At 25.5% G+C, this 19706-nt stretch carries 18 protein-coding genes and 1 pseudogene; 4 read left to right on the plus strand and 15 right to left on the minus strand.

The annotated features are described in order from the left end of the window. Positions 1–678 (minus strand): annotated as a pseudogene (locus BM020_RS06010) (hypothetical protein); the annotation flags it as partial. 1971 nt (positions 679–2649) lie between these two features. Between BM020_RS06010 and BM020_RS06020 the strand changes: the two are divergent. The 3 genes from BM020_RS06020 (at position 2650) to comE (ending at position 4710) form a co-directional block, all read left to right on the plus strand. Then, entirely contained in the window at positions 2650–3462 is an 813-nt protein-coding gene (locus BM020_RS06020; protein WP_074798586.1) for a UPF0280 family protein, read from the plus strand. Positions 3463–3526: 64 nt separating this feature from the next. Then, the gene (gene comD, locus BM020_RS06025) at positions 3527–4018 is read left to right on the plus strand and encodes a sulfopyruvate decarboxylase subunit alpha (protein ID WP_074798588.1); all 492 of its coding nucleotides are present in this window, start codon (positions 3527–3529) and stop codon (positions 4016–4018) included. 134 nt (positions 4019–4152) lie between these two features. Next, entirely contained in the window at positions 4153–4710 is a 558-nt protein-coding gene (comE, locus tag BM020_RS06030; protein WP_074798590.1) for a sulfopyruvate decarboxylase subunit beta, read from the plus strand. A gap of 235 nt (positions 4711–4945) precedes the next feature. On the opposite strand, the gene BM020_RS06035 is transcribed toward comE, so the two are convergent. The 8 genes from BM020_RS06035 to BM020_RS06065 all read right to left on the minus strand — a co-directional run bounded on the left by BM020_RS06035 (position 4946) and on the right by BM020_RS06065 (position 12284). Continuing rightward, on the minus strand, positions 4946–6172 hold the full coding sequence (locus BM020_RS06035; protein ID WP_074798592.1) for an FprA family A-type flavoprotein: 1227 nt from the start codon (positions 6170–6172) through the stop codon (positions 4946–4948). A gap of 152 nt (positions 6173–6324) precedes the next feature. Next, a complete protein-coding gene (locus BM020_RS06040) occupies positions 6325–6645 on the minus strand; it encodes a carboxymuconolactone decarboxylase family protein (protein WP_074798595.1) in 321 nt (106 codons plus the stop codon). Positions 6646–6831: 186 nt separating this feature from the next. After that, entirely contained in the window at positions 6832–7152 is a 321-nt protein-coding gene (locus BM020_RS06045) for a carboxymuconolactone decarboxylase family protein (protein ID WP_074798599.1), read from the minus strand. A 385-nt stretch (positions 7153–7537) separates the two neighbouring features. Beyond that, positions 7538–8293, minus strand: coding sequence for a thermonuclease family protein (locus BM020_RS06050; protein ID WP_074798601.1), 756 nt, complete (start codon positions 8291–8293; stop codon positions 7538–7540). Between the two features lie 270 nt (positions 8294–8563). After that, positions 8564–9043, minus strand: coding sequence for a zinc ribbon domain-containing protein (locus BM020_RS06055; RefSeq protein WP_067146699.1), 480 nt, complete (start codon positions 9041–9043; stop codon positions 8564–8566). 296 nt (positions 9044–9339) lie between these two features. Further along, the gene (locus BM020_RS09900) at positions 9340–9903 is read right to left on the minus strand and encodes a transposase (protein WP_268765971.1); all 564 of its coding nucleotides are present in this window, start codon (positions 9901–9903) and stop codon (positions 9340–9342) included. After that, positions 9900–10682: a transposase gene (locus BM020_RS09905; RefSeq protein WP_268765972.1), complete on the minus strand. Its 783-nt coding sequence runs from the start codon at positions 10680–10682 to the stop codon at positions 9900–9902. Before BM020_RS09905 ends, BM020_RS09900 begins: the two co-directional genes overlap by 4 nt. A 606-nt stretch (positions 10683–11288) precedes the next feature. After that, a complete protein-coding gene (locus BM020_RS06065; protein WP_067146701.1) occupies positions 11289–12284 on the minus strand; it encodes an NAD-dependent epimerase/dehydratase family protein in 996 nt (331 codons plus the stop codon). A 221-nt stretch (positions 12285–12505) separates the two neighbouring features. On the opposite strand from BM020_RS06065, the gene BM020_RS09980 reads away from it, so the two are divergent. Beyond that, entirely contained in the window at positions 12506–12622 is a 117-nt protein-coding gene (locus BM020_RS09980; protein ID WP_394326396.1) for a hypothetical protein, read from the plus strand. Positions 12623–12914: 292 nt separating this feature from the next. On the opposite strand, the gene BM020_RS06075 is transcribed toward BM020_RS09980, so the two are convergent. The 6 genes from BM020_RS06075 to BM020_RS06100 form a co-directional block, all read right to left on the minus strand. Then, a complete protein-coding gene (locus tag BM020_RS06075; protein WP_067146704.1) occupies positions 12915–13550 on the minus strand; it encodes a CBS domain-containing protein in 636 nt (211 codons plus the stop codon). 85 nt (positions 13551–13635) lie between these two features. Beyond that, on the minus strand, positions 13636–14463 hold the full coding sequence (locus BM020_RS06080) for a 4Fe-4S binding protein (RefSeq protein ID WP_067146706.1): 828 nt from the start codon (positions 14461–14463) through the stop codon (positions 13636–13638). A 311-nt stretch (positions 14464–14774) separates the two neighbouring features. After that, entirely contained in the window at positions 14775–15809 is a 1035-nt protein-coding gene (locus BM020_RS06085) for a carbohydrate kinase family protein (protein WP_067146708.1), read from the minus strand. A 22-nt stretch (positions 15810–15831) separates the two neighbouring features. Continuing rightward, entirely contained in the window at positions 15832–16722 is an 891-nt protein-coding gene (locus BM020_RS06090; RefSeq protein ID WP_067146710.1) for a formylmethanofuran--tetrahydromethanopterin N-formyltransferase, read from the minus strand. Positions 16723–16932: 210 nt separating this feature from the next. Then, the gene (locus BM020_RS06095; protein WP_082762118.1) at positions 16933–18072 is read right to left on the minus strand and encodes a hypothetical protein; all 1140 of its coding nucleotides are present in this window, start codon (positions 18070–18072) and stop codon (positions 16933–16935) included. 181 nt (positions 18073–18253) lie between these two features. Then, on the minus strand, positions 18254–19705 hold the full coding sequence (locus BM020_RS06100) for a 4Fe-4S binding protein (RefSeq protein ID WP_067146713.1): 1452 nt from the start codon (positions 19703–19705) through the stop codon (positions 18254–18256). Position 19706: the final 1 nt, after the last annotated feature.

A 19706-nucleotide genomic window follows, 5' to 3' on the forward strand; every position in this document is an offset into this window, starting at 1 on the left:
ACCATTGGTTGAAGAATTTATAAAACTAGAACCATTAACACTACCACTACCACCAGAATATATAGCTCCACCAGCAGAAGTAGGACCATTAGTTGAAGAATTTATAAAACTAGAATTAATAACGTTAGTACTCTTACCAGAATATATAACTCCACCATGAGAAAAATTACTCTTAGTTGAAGAATTTATAAAACTAGAACCATTAACATTAACATTACCACTAGAATGTATAGCTCCACCAGGAGAATTAGGACCATTAGTTGAAGAATTTATGAAAGTACAATTTATGAAATAAAGATTACTATTATAATGACTACTATGAACTGCACCACCAACATTATTATTACCAGTCGTTTTACCATTAATTAGAACTAAATTAATAAATGAAACATTATTGTTACCTGTAACATTGAATATACGGCTTGATTTTTGTGCATCTAAAGTAGATTTTTTACTTGAATTAGTACTACCATGAATCCTAAGAGTCTTATTAATGCTAATTTCATTACCACTACCAACATAGGTCTTATTATCTAAATAAACATCATCACCACTACTAGTATTATCAATCTTATCTTGAACATCATCAAAACTATCAGCAGCAACACACATCATACTCATATAAAATATAAGTATAAATAAAGCTAAGATTATTAATTTACGATTTAACTTAACCAATTACACACCCCTCACTATTTAACTTTTTATATATATATATATATATATATATAATAACTATTAATAATATAATATATTGTATATATAGAATTCCCAAAACTATAATTTTTCTTTTTTTTGGGAACAAGCAATAATATCATTTGATATATTTTTTTTATATATAAAAATATTAAAACATAGACCAAGATATTTTTTTTCTCTATTTTTTGGGTGTCCTCCAAAAATATATATTTTTTAAAATCTCTTTCTTTATTTTCTAAATAAATACATTAGAGCTTATTAAAATAATTTTTGTACTTTTGGCTGACACTCTTTTTAATTAACTAAATACAAGAGTATTTTAACGTTTTATTAATAATTTTCTATTTAAACAGTATTATATCAGACTTATTTAGTAATTTATTATACTTATATCAAAACAAAACAAAACAAAAAAAACCAATTTTTTTTATAATATTAACTAAACTAAAATGACTAGTAATTGATACTTTATAAAATATAATAATGACTTATTTTTTTTCTATTTTGAAATATAAAAAAAGTTATAATAAATCAAAATTAGCCACAAAAAACTCTAAATAGCCATATAATAATATGCTTGCTATTTAATTTAAAGCATTATAAATCCTATTAGCTAAATTATATTCATCTTTAAGATAAGCAGTAACATTAATGTTTTTCCACCTATTCTCCTAAAATATTAAATCTTAGGATTAGACTTTGATAAAAAAAATAAGCCCTTGGTTGGATCTTCATTAAAATTACTCTTTAGATTAATAGCTAAATCACCTAGAATTATAATTAAAAATACTTTAAGTGTTTTTTTTAATACTGTATTAATAAATATTCCACCATCCTCCTTTTCAAGTTTCTCAGTATTTTTATATAAAAATAGCATAAATATTCTTAAATATTAATATAATAAATATAAAATCGAATTTATTTTATTTTATTCATATTGAACTATTAAATATGATTTAACACAATATTAAATTAAAAAAAATAGGAGTTTTATTTTTAGTTATTTAATAATATAAAAGAAATAGATGTATCATATTAAACAGTACAACTAAATTCAATTAACCACCATTAATACTAATTTTTTTTTAACAAACTCCATTTTAAACTATTTTTTAATATAAAAACATTTAAAAAAAAACTATATCTAGTTTTTATACTTAACTATATGAACTTTCATAATATAAATAAATTACTCTTTTTTTATAGGAGATTTTAATAAAATAGTAACCTTTTACAAAAAAATATAAAACAAACCAATATAACTTTAAACACAAAATAAATAAAAAAAAATCTAAAAAAATTAAATTAAAAACAATTCAGTTAGTATAGGAATAAAAAAAAAAGATAAAAACTAAACATAAATAATAAAATTAATGACTTTTCTTGAAATCCTATTTTTGCAGTTGAAATTTCACATCGAGTTTATTTTTTTTACTATTGGGTGTTCGCCAAAAATATATTTTTTTTAAAATTTCTTTCTTTATTTTGTAAATAAATACATTTTAGAGCTTTTTAAAATAATTTTTATACTTTTGGCAGACACTCTAAATCAATAACTTTTCAATCTTTCCTTTAAAATTCCTTTAGCATCAGCTTGTTTTATAAAGAAAAGGGATAAACTTTATTGTAATTAAATCCACTCCCTTTCTAATTATCTCACCTGCCCTTTTTAAGCTCTGATCTACATCAAATTCACCTATAATTAATTTATGAACATCCTTTTCTTGATAATTAGCCTTATTAATAAATTTTATGATAATATTTATATCCTTTAACTAAACCTTCTATTTCTTCAATGCTTAAATATTTTTCTAAATGTATTTCTTCCAGCCATAAATATTATTTTATAATATTATTATTTAAAAAAAAGTTTCGTAGCTTACTATAAAACTGAAAATAATAAGAAATAGAAAAAGATAAATAAGTTTTAAAACCAAAGATAGACTTATTATGAAAAAAATCAATCCCTATTATAAAGAATATATTAACATTGAAGAAACACATATTAGACTAAAAACTGATATAGAAAATAACAAGCTAAAAAATTTTATTTACAAAACAAGAGAAGATCTAAAAAATTATATTGAAATAAACCCTTATTTTAAGACATCATTAGAAAAAGTTAATATAAACAATTCCAATAATAACTTTGACAAGAATAATAATGATTATAAAAATCTTAATTTTTTAAATTATGAAAGCAATTCAAAAAATAAAGTTCCAGAAATTATAAGATTAATGTGTGAAAGTTCAAATATAAGTGAAACCGGCCCTATGGCATCTGTAGCAGGATCTATTTCAGAATTATCTCTAAACTACTTAATAAAAAAAGGCACAAAATATTCAATAATCGAAAATGGTGGAGATATAGCTTTAATAAATAATAAAAAACTTATATGTGGAATCTATTCAAATAATAAAATATTAAAAAATAGAATTGGATTTAAAATAAAAGAAAATAAAAAACCAATTGGCATTTGTACTTCTTCAGGAAAAATAGGTCATTCAATAAGTTTTGGAGATTCTGAATCAGTAACAGTGATAAGTAATTCAGCATCTATTTCTGATGGGCTAGCTACAAGAATAGCTAATGATGTATGTGGAAATAACTCTGAAGATAGTGTAATAAATGCTTTGGAAACTTGTGAAAAATATAAAGATTATTTAAAAGGTGTTTTAATAATCTCAGGAGAATCGATTGGAAGATTTGGAAAATTACCTAAAATAATTGAAACTCCTGATTTCAAGCAAAACATGATATAAATAAAAAAGTCTTTTAAACATTATAAAAGAAAAGAAACTTAAAAAGATATAGTGTTGATTAAAAATGGATACTAGTGAATCAATATATAAAGGATTAAAAGATGCGGGAATTGACTTTATTGTAAGTGTTCCTTGTGCTAATTTATCCAAATTATTAAATAAAATAGATAATGATGAAAATATTAAACATGTCCCAGTTAATAGAGAGGAGGAAGGAATAGGAATATGTGCTGGAGCTTATTTAGGAGGGGCGAAAACAGCGATTTTAATGCAAAATTCAGGACTGGGAAACTCTATCAATGCATTAAAATCATTAACAGAGCTATATGGATTTCCATTAATTATGATCATTAGTCATAGAGGAACTGAAGGTGAATCAATTTGTGGACAAATCCCAATGGGAAAATCAACAACTAAACTTTTAGATGGAATGGAGTATCCTTACTTTAAGATAAATAATAAAAAAGATACATATAATCTTGTTAGAAAATCATGGAATTTAAGTTGCAAAAAGAAAAAGCCAATTTCCATATTAATAGAAATAAACTATTGGTAAAAGTATTAAAATAATAAATTAAAGAATAAAAATACTTTAACGAATCTATAAATAAAGAAATGCTGGCATTAAAACCACTAAAATAAAAAATAATAAAATAAAAAAACAATACGAAATGCTATTGGAGAATTTAAATGAATAGAACATCAGATAAAAAGAGAAAAGATGCCTTAGAAGAGATAATGAAAAGTATTGATGATGAAATTATGATTGTTAATATTGGTTTTCCTTCAAGAGAATTATATGATATTAAAGATAGAGATGAAACATTTTATATGATTGGATCAATGGGCATGGTATCTTCAATTGGATTAGGATTAGCATTAACTAAAAAAGATAAAAAAATAATTATTATTGACGGAGATGGCTCTTTTTTAATGAACTTAAGTTCTATTGTTACTATATTTTCCCAAAATCCTAAAAATTTAACATGGATTGTTTTAAACAATCAATCATATGGTTCAACAGGTAATCAAGAAACATATGCTAAAAATTTAAATTTAATTAATATTGCAAAGGGAGTGGGATTTAAAAACACATATGAATTTGAAGATATTGATTTAAAGGAAATCATTAATAAAGAAGAGCTTAGCTTTATTAATTATAATATTAAACCTGGAAATGCAAAAGCATCTATAATCCCTTTAAGCCCTATTGAAATAAAAGAAAGATTTATGGCTAAATTAGATTGATCTAATTATTATGATTTATGGCTAAATTAGATTGATTTAATTATTATAAAAATAAAAAATATATAATTCAAATTATAAAAAAAGAAATAAAAATAAAAAATACATAATCAAATTATAAAAAAAAGAAATAAAAATAAAAAATACATAATCAAATTATAAAAAAAGAAATTAAAAACCGACTGATAAAATAATGAAAAAACCTAATCAACAAATAATAAAAAAAGAATAGTTAAAACTATTCTTCTTTAATAGATTTAGCTAATGCTTTACCTCTTTTAAAACATTCTTCTAAAACATCTTCATCAGGAACAAAAGTAGTTTCATAACTATCAATTACATCAAAGCCAGCATTTTCAAGTTCACTTTGAAGTTTTTTAGCAGCTCCTCCTGCCCATCCTTTACTACTAAATACAAGAGCTTTTTTAAAGCTTGTTGTTGTTTTAAAATTTAAACAATCTAACCAATACATAGTAGTACCGATACGTGGAAATGGTTTATTCATCATAGTAGGTGCACCTACAGCAATACCCTTACTATCCAAAACATCATTAACTACATCATCAGCTCCGTCTTCTTCCATAAAATACATTACACATTCTACATCTTCACTAATTATACCTTCAGCAATGGCATGAGCCATTTTTTGAGTACTATGGTGCATAGTATCATAAATTAAAGTGATCTTGTCTTTACAAACACCACTTGCCCATTCTTTATATGCTTTAATAATAGGTTCTGGATTTTTCCAAATTTGACCATGACATGGAGCAATCATTTTAATTTTTTGGATAATTCCTAAATCTTCTAATTCATCAAACTTCCTAATTAACGATGTAGAACCAAATACTACTAAGTTAGCATAATATTTTTGTGCAGCATTTAATACAAAACTCAAGTCATAATCTTCAACATATCTTTTAGATAAACATAAATGTTGCCCAAATGCATCATTAGAGAATAAAATACCTTCTTCCATATACATAGTAAACATACTATCAGGCCAATGTAACATTGGAGCTTGTACAAATGCTAAAGTTTTTCCACCTAAATCTAAAGTATCACCTGTTTTAACAGTTTTTAGCTCACGATTTTTAAATTCATGATATTGTGCCTTAATAAAACTTGAACATTTTGCATTTGTATAAATTTCTGCCTCAGGGAATTTTTCAACAGTTTCCCATAAACATAGAGTATGATCCATTTCAGAATGATTTTGAATAAATACATCTATTTTTACTTCATCTCTTCCTTCTTTTTCAAATGCATCTTTGATTCTTGCATTTAATTGAGAAGACATACCTTCATATACATTATCGATTAATGCTACTTTCTCATCACCAAATACTAAATAACAATTATAAGTTGTTCCTGGAATAGAAAAACCATGGAAGCTACGAGTATCCCAATGTAATGCTCCTACCCAATAAACACCTTCAGCAATTTTTAAAGACTCTGCTTTCATTATTACACCTGCGTTAAATATTTTCATAAAAATATGATTATAAAACTTATTTAGACTTAATTTGATTTTCTATTATTATTTTAAATAAATACTACTCTAAAAAACAAGCTTATAGATTTAAAACCTTTTTATAATTACAATCATTAAAAAAATTAATCATATAACTTATTTATAATATCCAATGATTTATTATATGAAATCATACCTGATGTCAATAAGACAACTTTTAAAACATCCATCATTTCATCACGACTAATATTTAATTCTTTTTTAGACTTAGATATCTGTTTTAAAAGAGAGGAAGCCTCGCTGTTAGTTGCAGAAATAGCTATTGCAATTAACTTTTGAGTTTTATAATCAAGAACATTTGAATTCCATATATTTTTATCTAAATTTACAATAGATTCATATAGTTCCAAATCTTCCTTTTTAATTTTACGAACTCCCTTTCCATAAAAAACTTTCTCTGACATAAATATAATTCCTTAAAATAAAATAAATAAAACTTGGCTTTTGAAATCCTATTTTTTATATTCATTAAAAATTATAATTTTATTAATAAACTATAAACTAATGTCTAATAGGAATAATTAGATTAATAGAAAACTAATTAAATTCTTATTTAAACTAATTCAATATAAATAAAATATTTAATTTATTTATTCAAAAATTTTATTTGTAATTTGTAATGCCTTATTAAATGGTTGCATACCAGAAGTTAATAAAACAACTTTTAAAACATCAAGTACTTCATAACGACTTACATCTAATTCTTCTTTTGAACTTTTAATTTGTTTTTCAGTAGCACGACTATCAGCATTAGCTGCTGCAATTCCAATAGCAATTAATTTTTGAGTTTTATAATCAAGAACTCTACCATTCCATACAGCTTCATTTAAGCCAACAATAGCTTTATACAATTCAGGGTCTTCTGATTTAACTGTAGACATACCTTTTCCATAAAATACTTCTTCTTTCATAAAAACATCCCAAAAATATTTTTAAAAAATAAATTAATTAAATACTGATTAAATTAATTTATTTATCATTTATTTATATGAATATAAATAATATATAAAAATTTTGTTCTATTTTAATGGTAAAAAGTAATAATTATTAGTACTACTACTGATAACAGTCTTATTAGTATGCAATCATTTTAATGGTAAAAAGTAATAATTATTAGAGTAAGCATTTAAAAAAATAAGTGAAAACAAGCCCTAAAAAATATTAAAGATAGACTCGTTAAAAGGTATTATTTACAAATTTATTCTTTAAATGAAAAATAAAACTAATACTATAATTAAGCTAATTATAAACTAAAAAAATAAATATAAAAGAAATTAATATAAAATAAAAGAACAATTAAGGTTGGCAAACCTTACAAGGTTCATAATCCTGATTAATTGCCTCAGAACGACTATTAAAACTTATTTTATTACTATCATAAATCTTTTTAGCCCATCTGCAATTTGGTTTGTGAAATTTATTAGAATTGGAACTAGCTACAAATAAACCAAGATCATTAGAACTACTTGAAAAACTATCAAAGCTACTAGAATAAGTATTTTTAGAACTTGAAGAAGAAATATAATTTAATCCACTTGTTGATGAATTTCTCCAATCATATGGATAGAATTCAGTTGGAGGAATATACATAACTTCAGCTAAACCTTCTTTTAAAAGCACCTCATTTAAATTTTTTCCATCAACAATGATAACCGCTAAAGATCTGCCATACCTATCAGTTCCTTTAGAATCATCAATATCCAAACTAATTTCTTTATTTAAACATAATTTTTGAACAAAACGTTTAGATGTTATATAGCCATTCGCACCTCTTTCAGGAGTGTTTACCCCTACCAAACGTATTCTTCCAATGCCATCAACATCAATAGTATCTCCATCTACAACATAGGTACATTTTCCACTAAACTCTTTAGTACAGTTTGTATCATTATAATTATCCAAAATCTCATCTACTGATTTATCAGAGTATTTAGAAAAAGAAATATTATGGTTAAAACCAGTACCAGTATAGGCAGTACTAATTGCAACTGCACTTAAGCCTAAAATCAAAACAAAAGATAAAACTATAAAAAATCTCTTTTTAAATTTCATAATTAACCCCCAATAATGAAAAACAATTGTTTTAACATATCATTTATATTAATATGATAATTAATTTAATTAATCTAATATTAATACTTTAAGATTTATTTTAAAAAATAAGTTTATTATAAAAATTACATAAAAAGAACTAAAATAGCAAATTATAATTTATATAATGGTATCATTAAAAAAAGAAATAGCATCCTTAAAAAGGTTTAAAAAAATAAAGATGAATTATAATTATAATTAATTTAATAATTATAAAAATGATTTAATAATCTAAATACCGAATAAACTAGACATATTACTCATATTTGTTAAATTAGAAACTTGAGTTGTATTAAATGGATTTAATAAAACATTCATATCCATTTGTCCAGTTAATATTAAAACAGATATCATAAGCAAGTAAGCTAATAAAACTAGTAATTGAACCAAACCATGTTTTTTAGCAACAGAATCATCTCTTGTTAATAGATAAATCGCAAAAACAAATCCTAAAAGTCCACCTAATATTGCAAAAATATAACCTAAAATTATTGCAAGAGTATGTTTATTTTTAGGTTTATTAGGAATCTGATTAAAATCATCATTTTTTTGCCTAAATGCCCCATTTTCAAATGGAATCATAGATTTAACAGATAATAAATCAGAATTTTCCTCAGGTTTATACTCATCATAAATAGTTCCACAATATATGCAAAAATCTAAAGAATCATCATTAATTTTACCACATTTAGGACACTGTATCCTTGTCATTATATCGCCATTTAAATTCCAGTTTATTAAATTTTAATTATTTAAAATTATGTCTCTATTTAAGTCATTTATTAAAAACATTATTTTATAATTCAAAAGAATTTTATATTTTTTAAAAAAAATATAAAAATAGCCTTTCAAGAAATCTAAGATATATAAAAAAATTTATTTTTATAATTAAAGATATTTATAAAAAATTTAGCATTAATACTAAACATCATAGTACAACTTTAGTTTTTATTTAATTTAAAGTTTTTTATTTAAATCCAATACTATCAAGTTAACGTTTTCAGATTTTAGAATCCTTGACTTTTGCTTGTTTTGCAATTTTTATTCCAATTTCTTTCTTTATCTCTTTCTGCATTTGTTCGTGCAGGTATTTTCGTTGCTACTAATTCTTTGTAGCCGATTTCCATTATTTCTTTTATTACTTTTTGTATTTCGTCTTGGTTGTCCGTTAGGAGTCTTGGCAGTTGATCTTTGATTTCTCCGATGAGTATGTTGATGTTGGAGTGGTATTCATAGGTGTATTTTGCTGTTTCTTTTGGTTTTCGTGTTATTTTTAGTTCTGCATCGTGTTTTATTCCTATTAGTAGGTTTAGTAGGAATATGTGGCTGTAGAAGTCTTGTTCGATTATGGTTCGTCTTCTTCCACTGAATTTTTCGATGTATAATTTGTTTTTTAATCTATCGTAATCTGTTTCTATTTTCCATCTTTCACCATATAATTGCTTTAATTCTTCTGATGTTGCAATTTCTTTTGGTAAATTGGTAAATAGTATTTCTGTTTCTCCAGTTTTTAATTTTACTTTAACTATTCTGACTTGGATGCTTTTTTGTTTTCTTGCGATTTTTTTCAATTCTTCGTCGTGAAATTTTTTATTTTTGCGTTATTTAAGTTTATGTCGAATGTATCATCGGTTTTCTTATCGTTGTCCATTTTTTGTTGTTGTTTTTTGAATGTGTTTGTTTTTCCACGGATTAAATAGTATGAATCCAATGTTTCTGTTTTTAACATGATTTCTGTGGAATTATAGTATCTATCATAACAGGTAATTACGTTATTCATATTTATTTTGTTTTTCACATCATCTAAATGTCTTAATGCTAGTGTTATTTCGTCTACAGTTTGATTTTCAATTATTGATGATATTACGAAGTCCATTTTTGTATCTACTGTGCAGGAGATTCTTGCATTTGCAGCAAATGTTTCAACTGGATTGTCTGGTGGAACACCCATTTCTTCACGTGCTTGAGGATGATTCGGAATTTCAACATAAGATCCATCAATTGTAAAAACGTGAAATCCTTTAAAAGTTTCCATTTCTTTCACGTTGTTGTATATTTCTTCTATAACTCCATCATTCATGTCTATATAGACTTTAGGGTTGATATATTGCATTCTATCGCAAACACCAGAACCAGTTATTTTCATAGAATAATCACCTGTTTGACTCCTTAAATACCTGTTAACTTCATTAAATTTTGTTTTCTTACGATTAAATAAAGGAAATTTAATTGCAGTTTCTAAACTCCATTTACCGTTACGAACAAAAGCATTATCACTTAATATATATTTTTCATCAACAAAGTTATTAAAATTTGCTAAAAAATTTGAAAACACATTTTCAAAAACCATCAAAAATCACCCTAAAAACAACAATTCTCAAATAAAAAACTAATATTATTAAATAATAATACTTTATAATTAATAATATATAATATTAACTATATATAATACTTAAAAATAGATATGAATAAATTAACACTTAATAAAATAAAATTAAAATAATAACACGCTGATATAAGTAAAATAAACAAAAATTAACAAAATAAAAATAAAAATAAAAATTAAAAATCAGAAAAAATCTCTTAACTTGATAGTACTGATTTAAATCAAATAAACTCACATCAAAAGTATAGGTATTATCCTTAGACAGATTGATTCTGACTTTAGAAGAGTCATTCTCATAATTGCCCTCTTGTAGATTTCATCCTTAAATCCTATTTAAATAGCTTTACCCTTTAAAATATAGCTTGCTATCTTTAATAGTATCAATAATCAAAAATAGCTAAAAAATAAGAAATATAAACAAACAGGCTTTTAAATTAGATTATAGAAACCCATTATTTAAGTTATTAGAATAACTTGACCTGATAAGTTTATTATATCAAATAGATAATAAAAAATTAGTTAAATTTTAAAACTAATATTAAGTATGCAAAATAAATAATAAAAAATCAATTAAAATTCTGCATCTCTTTCGATATTTTCCCAGTTATCGCTAAACCAATTATAAACTTCTTCTAAGCCATCATCAAAAGATACAGTAGGTTTATAAGCAAGAATATCCTTTGCTTTATCAATAGAAGACAATAATTGAGTTTTAGCATCCCAATTTCTTCTTGCTACATAAGCAATGCCCTTTTCATTGCCAGTTAATTCATTAACTTTATTTGCCATATCAATAACTCTATGATCTTTACCAGAACCAAGATTTATCGCTTCACCAATAGCTTCTTCTTCAATACCCATTGATAAAAGACCATTTACAATATCACCAACAAAAGTCCAATCCCTTGTTTCAGTTCCATCACCTGTAATTGGTAATGCTTGTTTAGTCATAGACCAGTAGAAAAAGTTAGGAATTACATTTCTGTATTTACCTGGAACTTCCCCAGGACCAAATACATTAAAGAATCTTGCATTTACAATAGGCATATCATATAAATTATGGAAGTAATTGGTATATAATTCACCAAGTAATTTTGTAACTTGATAAGGTGTGTGTAATGAAATAGAAATATCATGTTCTTCAAAAGGCATTTTAGAATCAAGGCCATACACTCCACAACCAGAAGATGAATATACAAAACGTTCTACTCCAGTGAGCTGAGCATACTGAAGCACTTTTAATATTCCAATACCATTAACCATTAAATCAGTTTCAGGATTATCAACACTATTTTGATTTGCAAAGTGTGCAGCTAAATGAAATACATAATCTGGTTTCATTTTAAATACACGTTTAAGCTCTTCATCATCTAGGATATCTCCTTGAATAAGCTCAACATTTTCATTTGTAGGTACATTCCATTCATAAGCAGAAGACATATTGTCAAGTATTATTACCTTTTCTGCACCAAGTTCTGCTAATTTTCTAGTTAAATTACTACCAACACAACCTGCTCCACCAGTTACTAAAATAGTTTTATCTTGATATTCATTATATTTAGACATAAAATCACTTTAAATAGTTAATAAATAGTTGAAAATTAATTAAAAAATTATTTTAATTGTTTATATGTTATAAGGTATGTTTTTATTATTAATAAAATTAATTAAAAAAAGAACAACTACACTAAAATAATTAATAAAAAAGACAATATAGTAGAATAATAAAGAAGCTTTTTTATAAAGGCCATCAATTTCCAGTTTGTGCAAGATTTAAAGGATTTTATATTAGTGGAATAACTAGTATATTTCTTTTAAAATTCTATCCAGTTCCTTATACTTTAACAGCATTAATCATAGGAATAAACATATTAATACATTGTACAATTGATGGATTTAGTTAATTATTTGAAATGAGAGAAAGTAATAATATTCTTATACTAATTACAGGGCTTCTTGGAGGATTAGTTTAATTCTAATCTATGAAATCATGATAAATTTTTTCTATTAAATTTTCTCTAATAAAACAAAGATATAGCTTAAAAATGTAGAATAAGTAAAAAAAGATTAAAAATTAAAAAAGTAAAGAATTATAAATATTTAAAATAAAAAAAGGAGAAATTAAAAAAGTAAAAAATTACAAAATATTTAAAATAAAAAAAGGAGAAATTAAAAAACCTAAAGAGATTTAAAATATTAACGTCTTGCACGACCTACTTTACGTGCAATTACAATTTCTCCAACTGAAATAAGACCTGCAAAGAACTTTTCAAGTCCGCCAGTTGCCCAAATAGCTTCACCAAAAGTAGATTTTTGAATATTTTTCTCATATTCTTCAGCAGTAATTTTAACACCAGTAGTTCTTGTACTAATTTTAGCAGAAGCTTCCATTAATTCATCCCAGCTAACTCCTCTAAGTTCTTTTTCCATAGCTTTATAAATCTTACTTACTTTAATATCATATAAAGAAGACATTGAATCAACAACATCTACAGATCTACTTACACCAATTACTTGATTATCATCATTTATAATAGGAACACTAATTAACTTATGTTTTGAAATTTCAATAACCGTATTCTTTGCTGCTTCATCCTCTTTTATAGATAAAATATTTTCAACAGGATCCATTACTTCAGAAATTAATGTTTTACCTTCACGTAAACCTTTTGTAATATTAAATGATGTAATCCAGCCTTCTAATTTCATATTTTCATCTAAAACAGGAGCAGTAAATCTTTTAGACTCTTCCATTTTTATAGAAACTTTTTCTATTGAATCATCTTTTGATACATAAATAAATTCTTTATCCATCATCTCTTTAGCTTTCATTTTAAACACTTCTCCATTAAATAGATTATAAAAATCTGTAAGTATTATATTAAAATTTTATAATGTTTTTACTGCATTATAATTGTTATTCATCTAGTACTAAATTTAAAGCACCTACAGGGCACCTGCTACTGCATTCTTTACATCTAATACATTTATCATTATCTAAAATAACCTCACCATCAACTACTTTAATAGCTTCAACAGGACAGTTATCTTCACATAATTCACATCCTACACAAATATCTTGATTGACATCGATATGACTGTATATTACTACAGGACCTAAGTCTCTTTTAAGACTAATAGCTCCTTGAATACATAAATTAACACAAGATCCGCAACCACAACAACGGTCTTTATCAATATATGAATACATATGTCCATCTTCAGAATCAATAGCTCCAATTTCTGGACATTTCTCGCCATGTGCTTCAATAAATTCTTTATTCCTAAGAGAAATTGCATTAGTTGGACAATATTTTAAACAAGACCCACAACCAACACAGACTTCACGATTTATAGAAATATCTTCCATTTTAAGATTTCTATGGGGAACTTTTGCTTCATTTAATGTATATTCAACTGAATCATCTTTTTTAATAATAACTTCTGCATCCCATACATAAATACATGAAACAGGACAAGTTTGAGCACAAATTTCACATTGTACACAACCTTCACCTATTTTAGCTCTTTTAAGCCAAGTAGAAGAACTGATTACATTTATAGGACATTCTTCAACACAAAGATTACATCTAACACAACGAGATGAGATAGTTATAAGTTTTTCTTCATCTTTGAAATTATGAATATCTACACTAAAATCTTCAATATCTTCATCTAAATCTACAGATTTAAGAGTGATTTCCCTCTCTAAAGTTTCAATCTGCTTTTTTAGTTTAATTTCCATAGTAATTCCCCATTAGATAAAGTTAATTTTTAATCCATTAAATCAACTAGTTTTTTTACAAAACATCAACATATAATTATATCTTTTAAATAATTTAAATAATTTATTATAATTTTCTTTTATTAAACATAATTCAATATTATTAAATTCTAAATAAATTATTATAATTTTCTTTTATTAAGCAGAATATTTTAGATTATATCAATCAAATAAATTATTATAATTTTCTTTTATTAAGCAGAATATTTTAGATTATATCAATCAAATAATCTAATACCTCATTCTAAAATATTAAATCATCTTTTAATTTATTACAATGACTCCAAAAATTCTTCCAGTTCTTCTAAACTAGGTAGTCCGGAAATTCCAATCGATTGAACAGAACGAGAAGCTACCCAGTTAGCAATTGTACAAGATTTAGCTAAGTCATAGCCTTTAAGATAAGAGTATAAGAAACCAGAGTTAAAGGAATCTCCTGCTGCAGTTGTATCTACTGCTTCACATTTAAAGGCAGGTATTTTAACCTCTTCATCCTCTTTATTTATTGCATAAACGCCATTATCTCCTCTTTTAACAACAACAGTATCAATACCATCATCCCGAACCAAAATAGCTAAATCTCTAAAACTCAATTCTTTATCATTAGAATGATTTAATTTATTTTTATAATAGCCTTCAAAGAGCAATTTAAGTTCATTTTCATTAATAAGTAAAATATTAGTTCTCTCAAGGATTTCTTTAAGTTCATCTACTCCCTTTTTAACATATAAGATTCCAGGGTCAAAACTTAAAAGAATTTCATCATTTAATATTTTTAATAATTCTTTTTGAGCATTAAATGAATCTCCAACAAAGGAAGTATAATGAAGTATTTTACAACTATTGACATTTAATGGATTAATTTCATCAATAGTTATCTCATCATTTACACCAGGATCAACATAAAGTGCCCTATCTCCCTTATTAGAAACAAATCCTAAAACCTTACCAGAATTACCCTCATCAGAATATATTAAATTTGTAAGGTAAACATTATTAATCATTAAATTATACTCTAAAAGATCTCCTTCATCATCATTAGCTATTTTACCTATATAAGATGTAGAACATCCAAGTTTTGAAAGACCAATAATTGTATTAGCTGCTGAACCACCAGGAGATTCTTCTTCACCTTTAATAAAACTTTCTCCATCAATTTCTGCAATATGTGCTACATGATAAAGCTTATCTACATTTAACGCACCAAAGCCTATAACATCAACATTAATAGCATCATAAACTATTTCATCTACACCTAAATCTTCAGCAGTAATATTATGTGATGATTTTAAATTATTTTCTTCCATTTAAGTCACATCTTATAAAGAATTATTCTCTCAAAATATCTAATAAATTAGTTTTATGTTCACCTAATTGACCTTCGAAGTTACCTGCAGATATTCTTTCTACACCCTCTATATCAATTATAGCATCAATAGCTTCTTTAATAGCTAAATTCATTGACTTCTCATCAGTTGCATTTAATACAATTTCTGGAATATAATTAATGCCTTTAGGAACTTTTGACTCAACACCAAGTTTTTCTTTTAAAGAAGGGCAATAAGGGTGATTGGTACTTGGGCCAATCTCAGGAAAACTAGTTTCAGGTTTACTTGCAGCAGAACAAATACCAAATGGAGTACAAACCCCATCAATTTCCATTATAGTATCAATAATTATCCTACCTGCTTTTAAAACAGCTTCTTTAGTAGAACACATATACCAAAAGTTTCCACCCATAATACCTTTTGCATAAGATAATTCAGATTCTATTTGAAAATCAGGAACTGCAATAGGAACATTAATCATTTTTCGACCGTATTTTTCAATTTCCCATTCATAACCATCCCCACAATGACCTACACTATCCATCATAGGAATTGAACCAACTGGATTTTCAGTTATACTAAATACTCTTGTAAATGGTTTTACAAGAATATCTTGACGAATTCTATAGGATAACTCTTTTTCAAACTTCTCTAAATCATCTGTTAACCAAAATTGAACAATTGCCCCCGGTCTGCCATCAGGAGTTTTATCTCCGCTAAGAAATGATTCTACACCTGCTTCTACCCTACCAATAACAGCACTTGGTGTAGCTGTAGCATCATAAGCTGCTTCTTTTACAGTTAATTCATCTTCTGCTGTAATTAATGCTCTTATATACATTCCATCAAATGATTCAAAGAATGTATCTTCAACTTTATCATAATTTACCATAATCTCATCTCAATAATTAAATATATTGAATAAAGCCTGAATTAATCTAAAAACTATATAAACTAATCTAAAAATTAATATAAATTAATCTAGAAATTATATGAACTAATCTAAAAATTAATATAAATTAATCTAGAAATTATATGAACTAATCTAAAAATTAATATAAATTAATCTAAAAATAATATAAATAGATTAAATTAATCAATATTAACCTAAACCACCAATATCCTTACCCCGAATTGTATTTCTCATTTTTTTACTTAATTTAACTAAATAATCTCTATTCTCATCTGTAATAATCTCAATAATAGGAATAAGTTTATTATAAAATTTATTCTCAAACTCTTCAACAAGTGAATAATCAACCTCAAAATCTTTAAATGCATCATCTGGCCCTTTTTCAGAGTATAGTCTAATAAAATCTAAAACATAATCTTTATCAAATCTTGAATAGAGATCAATTAAAATAGAACTTACGATTGTATTATCTGAAATAACCGCAATTTCCGCTACATTTAAAGGATATTCATTACCATTGAATGAAATGGATAAACCACCATTATCTCTTGCATATTTTAATGGTTCTACATCAGTGATACTATCACCTATATAAATTATGGATCCATAGTCAAGACCTAATTTATCAACAATATCTTCAACTGCTATTTGTTTACCTTTTCCACCAACAGTTTTCACACTTTCAATATATTTATTAATTTCAAGTTTAGGAAATTCATTAAAGAAAATATCATATAATATATTAAAGTCCTCCTCACTTTCTTCACCATGTTCAAGTATGATTTTTCTAAAGTCCTCAACTTTTTTAAACTCTTCAATAAACTTAGGTGATTTTGTACCTATAGCTGTTTGAGAATTGTTTGTATTAACTGAAACATTATCTATTTTTTTATCGAATTGATTAAAATTGGTAGCTCCATCCAGATCTAGTTGTGTGTGATAAGTATTTTGAAATGGAAAATCCATATAATTACATAGAGCTTCAATATACTGGCCATAACTAGTACTAACTATAAAAGAATCAATGAGTTTATTTGCAAATCTAAGAGTGTCATCAGATCCATCAACAAGATAAATGTTTTCCCTTGAAAACTTAATCATTTTCTCATTCGTAAGTCTAGCTAATTTATAAAATGGAACAATTAATTTAAGTGTATCACCAGCATGATAATTTTCTAACTTAAGCTCATCAACAAGATAATCATCAAAACGACTAATGATTTTAAATAATTTATCCCCATCTTCAATAAATTCAGATGCTAATTCATAAGCATTATCATTTAAAGTTAAGGGACCTTCACAATCTGTGATAAAAACTTTTTTTACCATAATAAACTTCCTATCATTGGATAATTGTTTTAATGAATGAAAATTTTAAATAATTAAGAAAAATCTTTAATTAAATAATATTCAAAGTTAATATAAATAATAAAATATTCAAATTAATACAGATAATAAACATTCAAAGTTAATATAAATAATAAAATAATAAAAATAAAATAAGTTTAATTTATAAGAACTGCCAAATTGTAGAAACCTTAATTGCATTTACCGGACAAATTCCCTCACAGTTTCTACAAGAAATACAATCATCATGATTTACAAGAACTTTCCCATCTTCAATTGATAGTGCATCAACTGGACAATTTTTAACACATACCTCACATAATTGGCAAGCATGATGATTTACTTCTACAGTACCATTTCTTCTTCCTCTAAGATCTCTTTTAATAAAGAAAATCTCATGATTTCTATTTGTAAAGAACTCTTCTTTAAGCTTAATAGCTTCAAAATCACATACTTCAGCACATAAACCACAGTAGACACAGGAATTATCAGTATTAATTATAATTGGATTAGGACCATCTAAACTAATAGAGTCAGTTGGACAAACATCTTTACATAAGCCACAAGCAATACAATTCTCATTTATCACTTCAATACCTAAACTAGGAGGGAAGAATTCTACAAGGTCTAGAACTTTAATAACATCTAAATCTTCTTTAAGCTGAGAATTTAAACGTTGGTTTAAGAATTCTGTAACATTTACTACAATAGATTTACAATTAGTACAAGTGAATATTTCAACATCTGAAAATTCCATCCCTCTTGGAACATCTCTAATGTCCATTGAGTTTTCATAATCAAAGTCATCAAAATGATAATCTTTAGAAATATCTTCAAGTAGTTTTACTAAAACATTATCAATATTAGTAAGACCTTTAGAGATATTATAAACATCCATATCTATAATTTCAGATGCAATTTCTAATGTTTTAATTTTATTAAATGATTCAAAGGCTTCTTCTCTTTCAACATAATCAATTGCATAAGTAGGACAAGCATGCATACATTCTTCACATCTTGCACAATAAGCAGGGTCAATGAATGGTAATTTATTAGTTTTACCAACGTTAATTGCTCCTTTAGAGGGACATATTCTTGTACAAGTCATACAACCAATACATTGATCTTGGTCAATACAGAGAGTTTTACCTTCTTTAACAGTTTTAGGAAGAATTTCTCCATATTTAATAGCATCAGTAGGGCAATATCTAAAACAATATCCGCAGCGAATACATTTATCTTCATCAATTTCACTATGCACCTCCTCTCCACCAGAGGATGCTAAATGAATAGCTCCAGATTTACATGCATCAACACATGCTCCACAAGCTCTACAAAGCTTTTTATTTATATTAGGAACATTTTCACGAATTGGATCGGATAAAGTCTTTTTAATATGAATAGCATCATAAGGACATGCATTAGTACAGAGAACACAACCAAAACAATGTTCATCTAATTTAATAAATTTAGTATTAGAATCTTGATAAACTGCATCAATTGGACAAACTTTCAGGCAAGGTTTATCTATACAATTAATACATTTTTCATCATCAATTTCATATTCAATATAAACATCACGTAATGGTCTTGGAATAGAGTCAACACTTACCATA

The organism is Methanobrevibacter olleyae (assembly GCF_900114585.1).
Taxonomy (GTDB): domain Archaea; phylum Methanobacteriota; class Methanobacteria; order Methanobacteriales; family Methanobacteriaceae; genus Methanobrevibacter; species Methanobrevibacter olleyae.

What these genes read in the sequence shown, in the direction of transcription:
- BM020_RS06020 (WP_074798586.1), top strand. Translation starts at nt 2,650, where the DNA reads ATGAAAAAAATCAATCCCTATTATAAAGAATATATTAACATTGAAGAA.
- comD (WP_074798588.1), top strand. Translation starts at nt 3,527, where the DNA reads ATGGATACTAGTGAATCAATATATAAAGGATTAAAAGATGCGGGAATT.
- comE (WP_074798590.1), top strand. Translation starts at nt 4,153, where the DNA reads ATGAATAGAACATCAGATAAAAAGAGAAAAGATGCCTTAGAAGAGATA.
- BM020_RS06035 (WP_074798592.1), bottom strand. Translation starts at nt 6,172, where the DNA reads ATGAAAGCAGAGTCTTTAAAAATTGCTGAAGGTGTTTATTGGGTAGGA.
- BM020_RS06040 (WP_074798595.1), bottom strand. Translation starts at nt 6,645, where the DNA reads ATGTCAGAGAAAGTTTTTTATGGAAAGGGAGTTCGTAAAATTAAAAAG.
- BM020_RS06045 (WP_074798599.1), bottom strand. Translation starts at nt 7,152, where the DNA reads ATGAAAGAAGAAGTATTTTATGGAAAAGGTATGTCTACAGTTAAATCA.
- BM020_RS06050 (WP_074798601.1), bottom strand. Translation starts at nt 8,293, where the DNA reads ATGAAATTTAAAAAGAGATTTTTTATAGTTTTATCTTTTGTTTTGATT.
- BM020_RS06055 (WP_067146699.1), bottom strand. Translation starts at nt 9,043, where the DNA reads ATGACAAGGATACAGTGTCCTAAATGTGGTAAAATTAATGATGATTCT.
- BM020_RS09905 (WP_268765972.1), bottom strand. Translation starts at nt 10,682, where the DNA reads ATGGTTTTTGAAAATGTGTTTTCAAATTTTTTAGCAAATTTTAATAAC.
- BM020_RS06065 (WP_067146701.1), bottom strand. Translation starts at nt 12,284, where the DNA reads ATGTCTAAATATAATGAATATCAAGATAAAACTATTTTAGTAACTGGT.
- BM020_RS06075 (WP_067146704.1), bottom strand. Translation starts at nt 13,550, where the DNA reads ATGAAAGCTAAAGAGATGATGGATAAAGAATTTATTTATGTATCAAAA.
- BM020_RS06080 (WP_067146706.1), bottom strand. Translation starts at nt 14,463, where the DNA reads ATGGAAATTAAACTAAAAAAGCAGATTGAAACTTTAGAGAGGGAAATC.
- BM020_RS06085 (WP_067146708.1), bottom strand. Translation starts at nt 15,809, where the DNA reads ATGGAAGAAAATAATTTAAAATCATCACATAATATTACTGCTGAAGAT.
- BM020_RS06090 (WP_067146710.1), bottom strand. Translation starts at nt 16,722, where the DNA reads ATGGTAAATTATGATAAAGTTGAAGATACATTCTTTGAATCATTTGAT.
- BM020_RS06095 (WP_082762118.1), bottom strand. Translation starts at nt 18,072, where the DNA reads ATGGTAAAAAAAGTTTTTATCACAGATTGTGAAGGTCCCTTAACTTTA.
- BM020_RS06100 (WP_067146713.1), bottom strand. Translation starts at nt 19,705, where the DNA reads ATGGTAAGTGTTGACTCTATTCCAAGACCATTACGTGATGTTTATATT.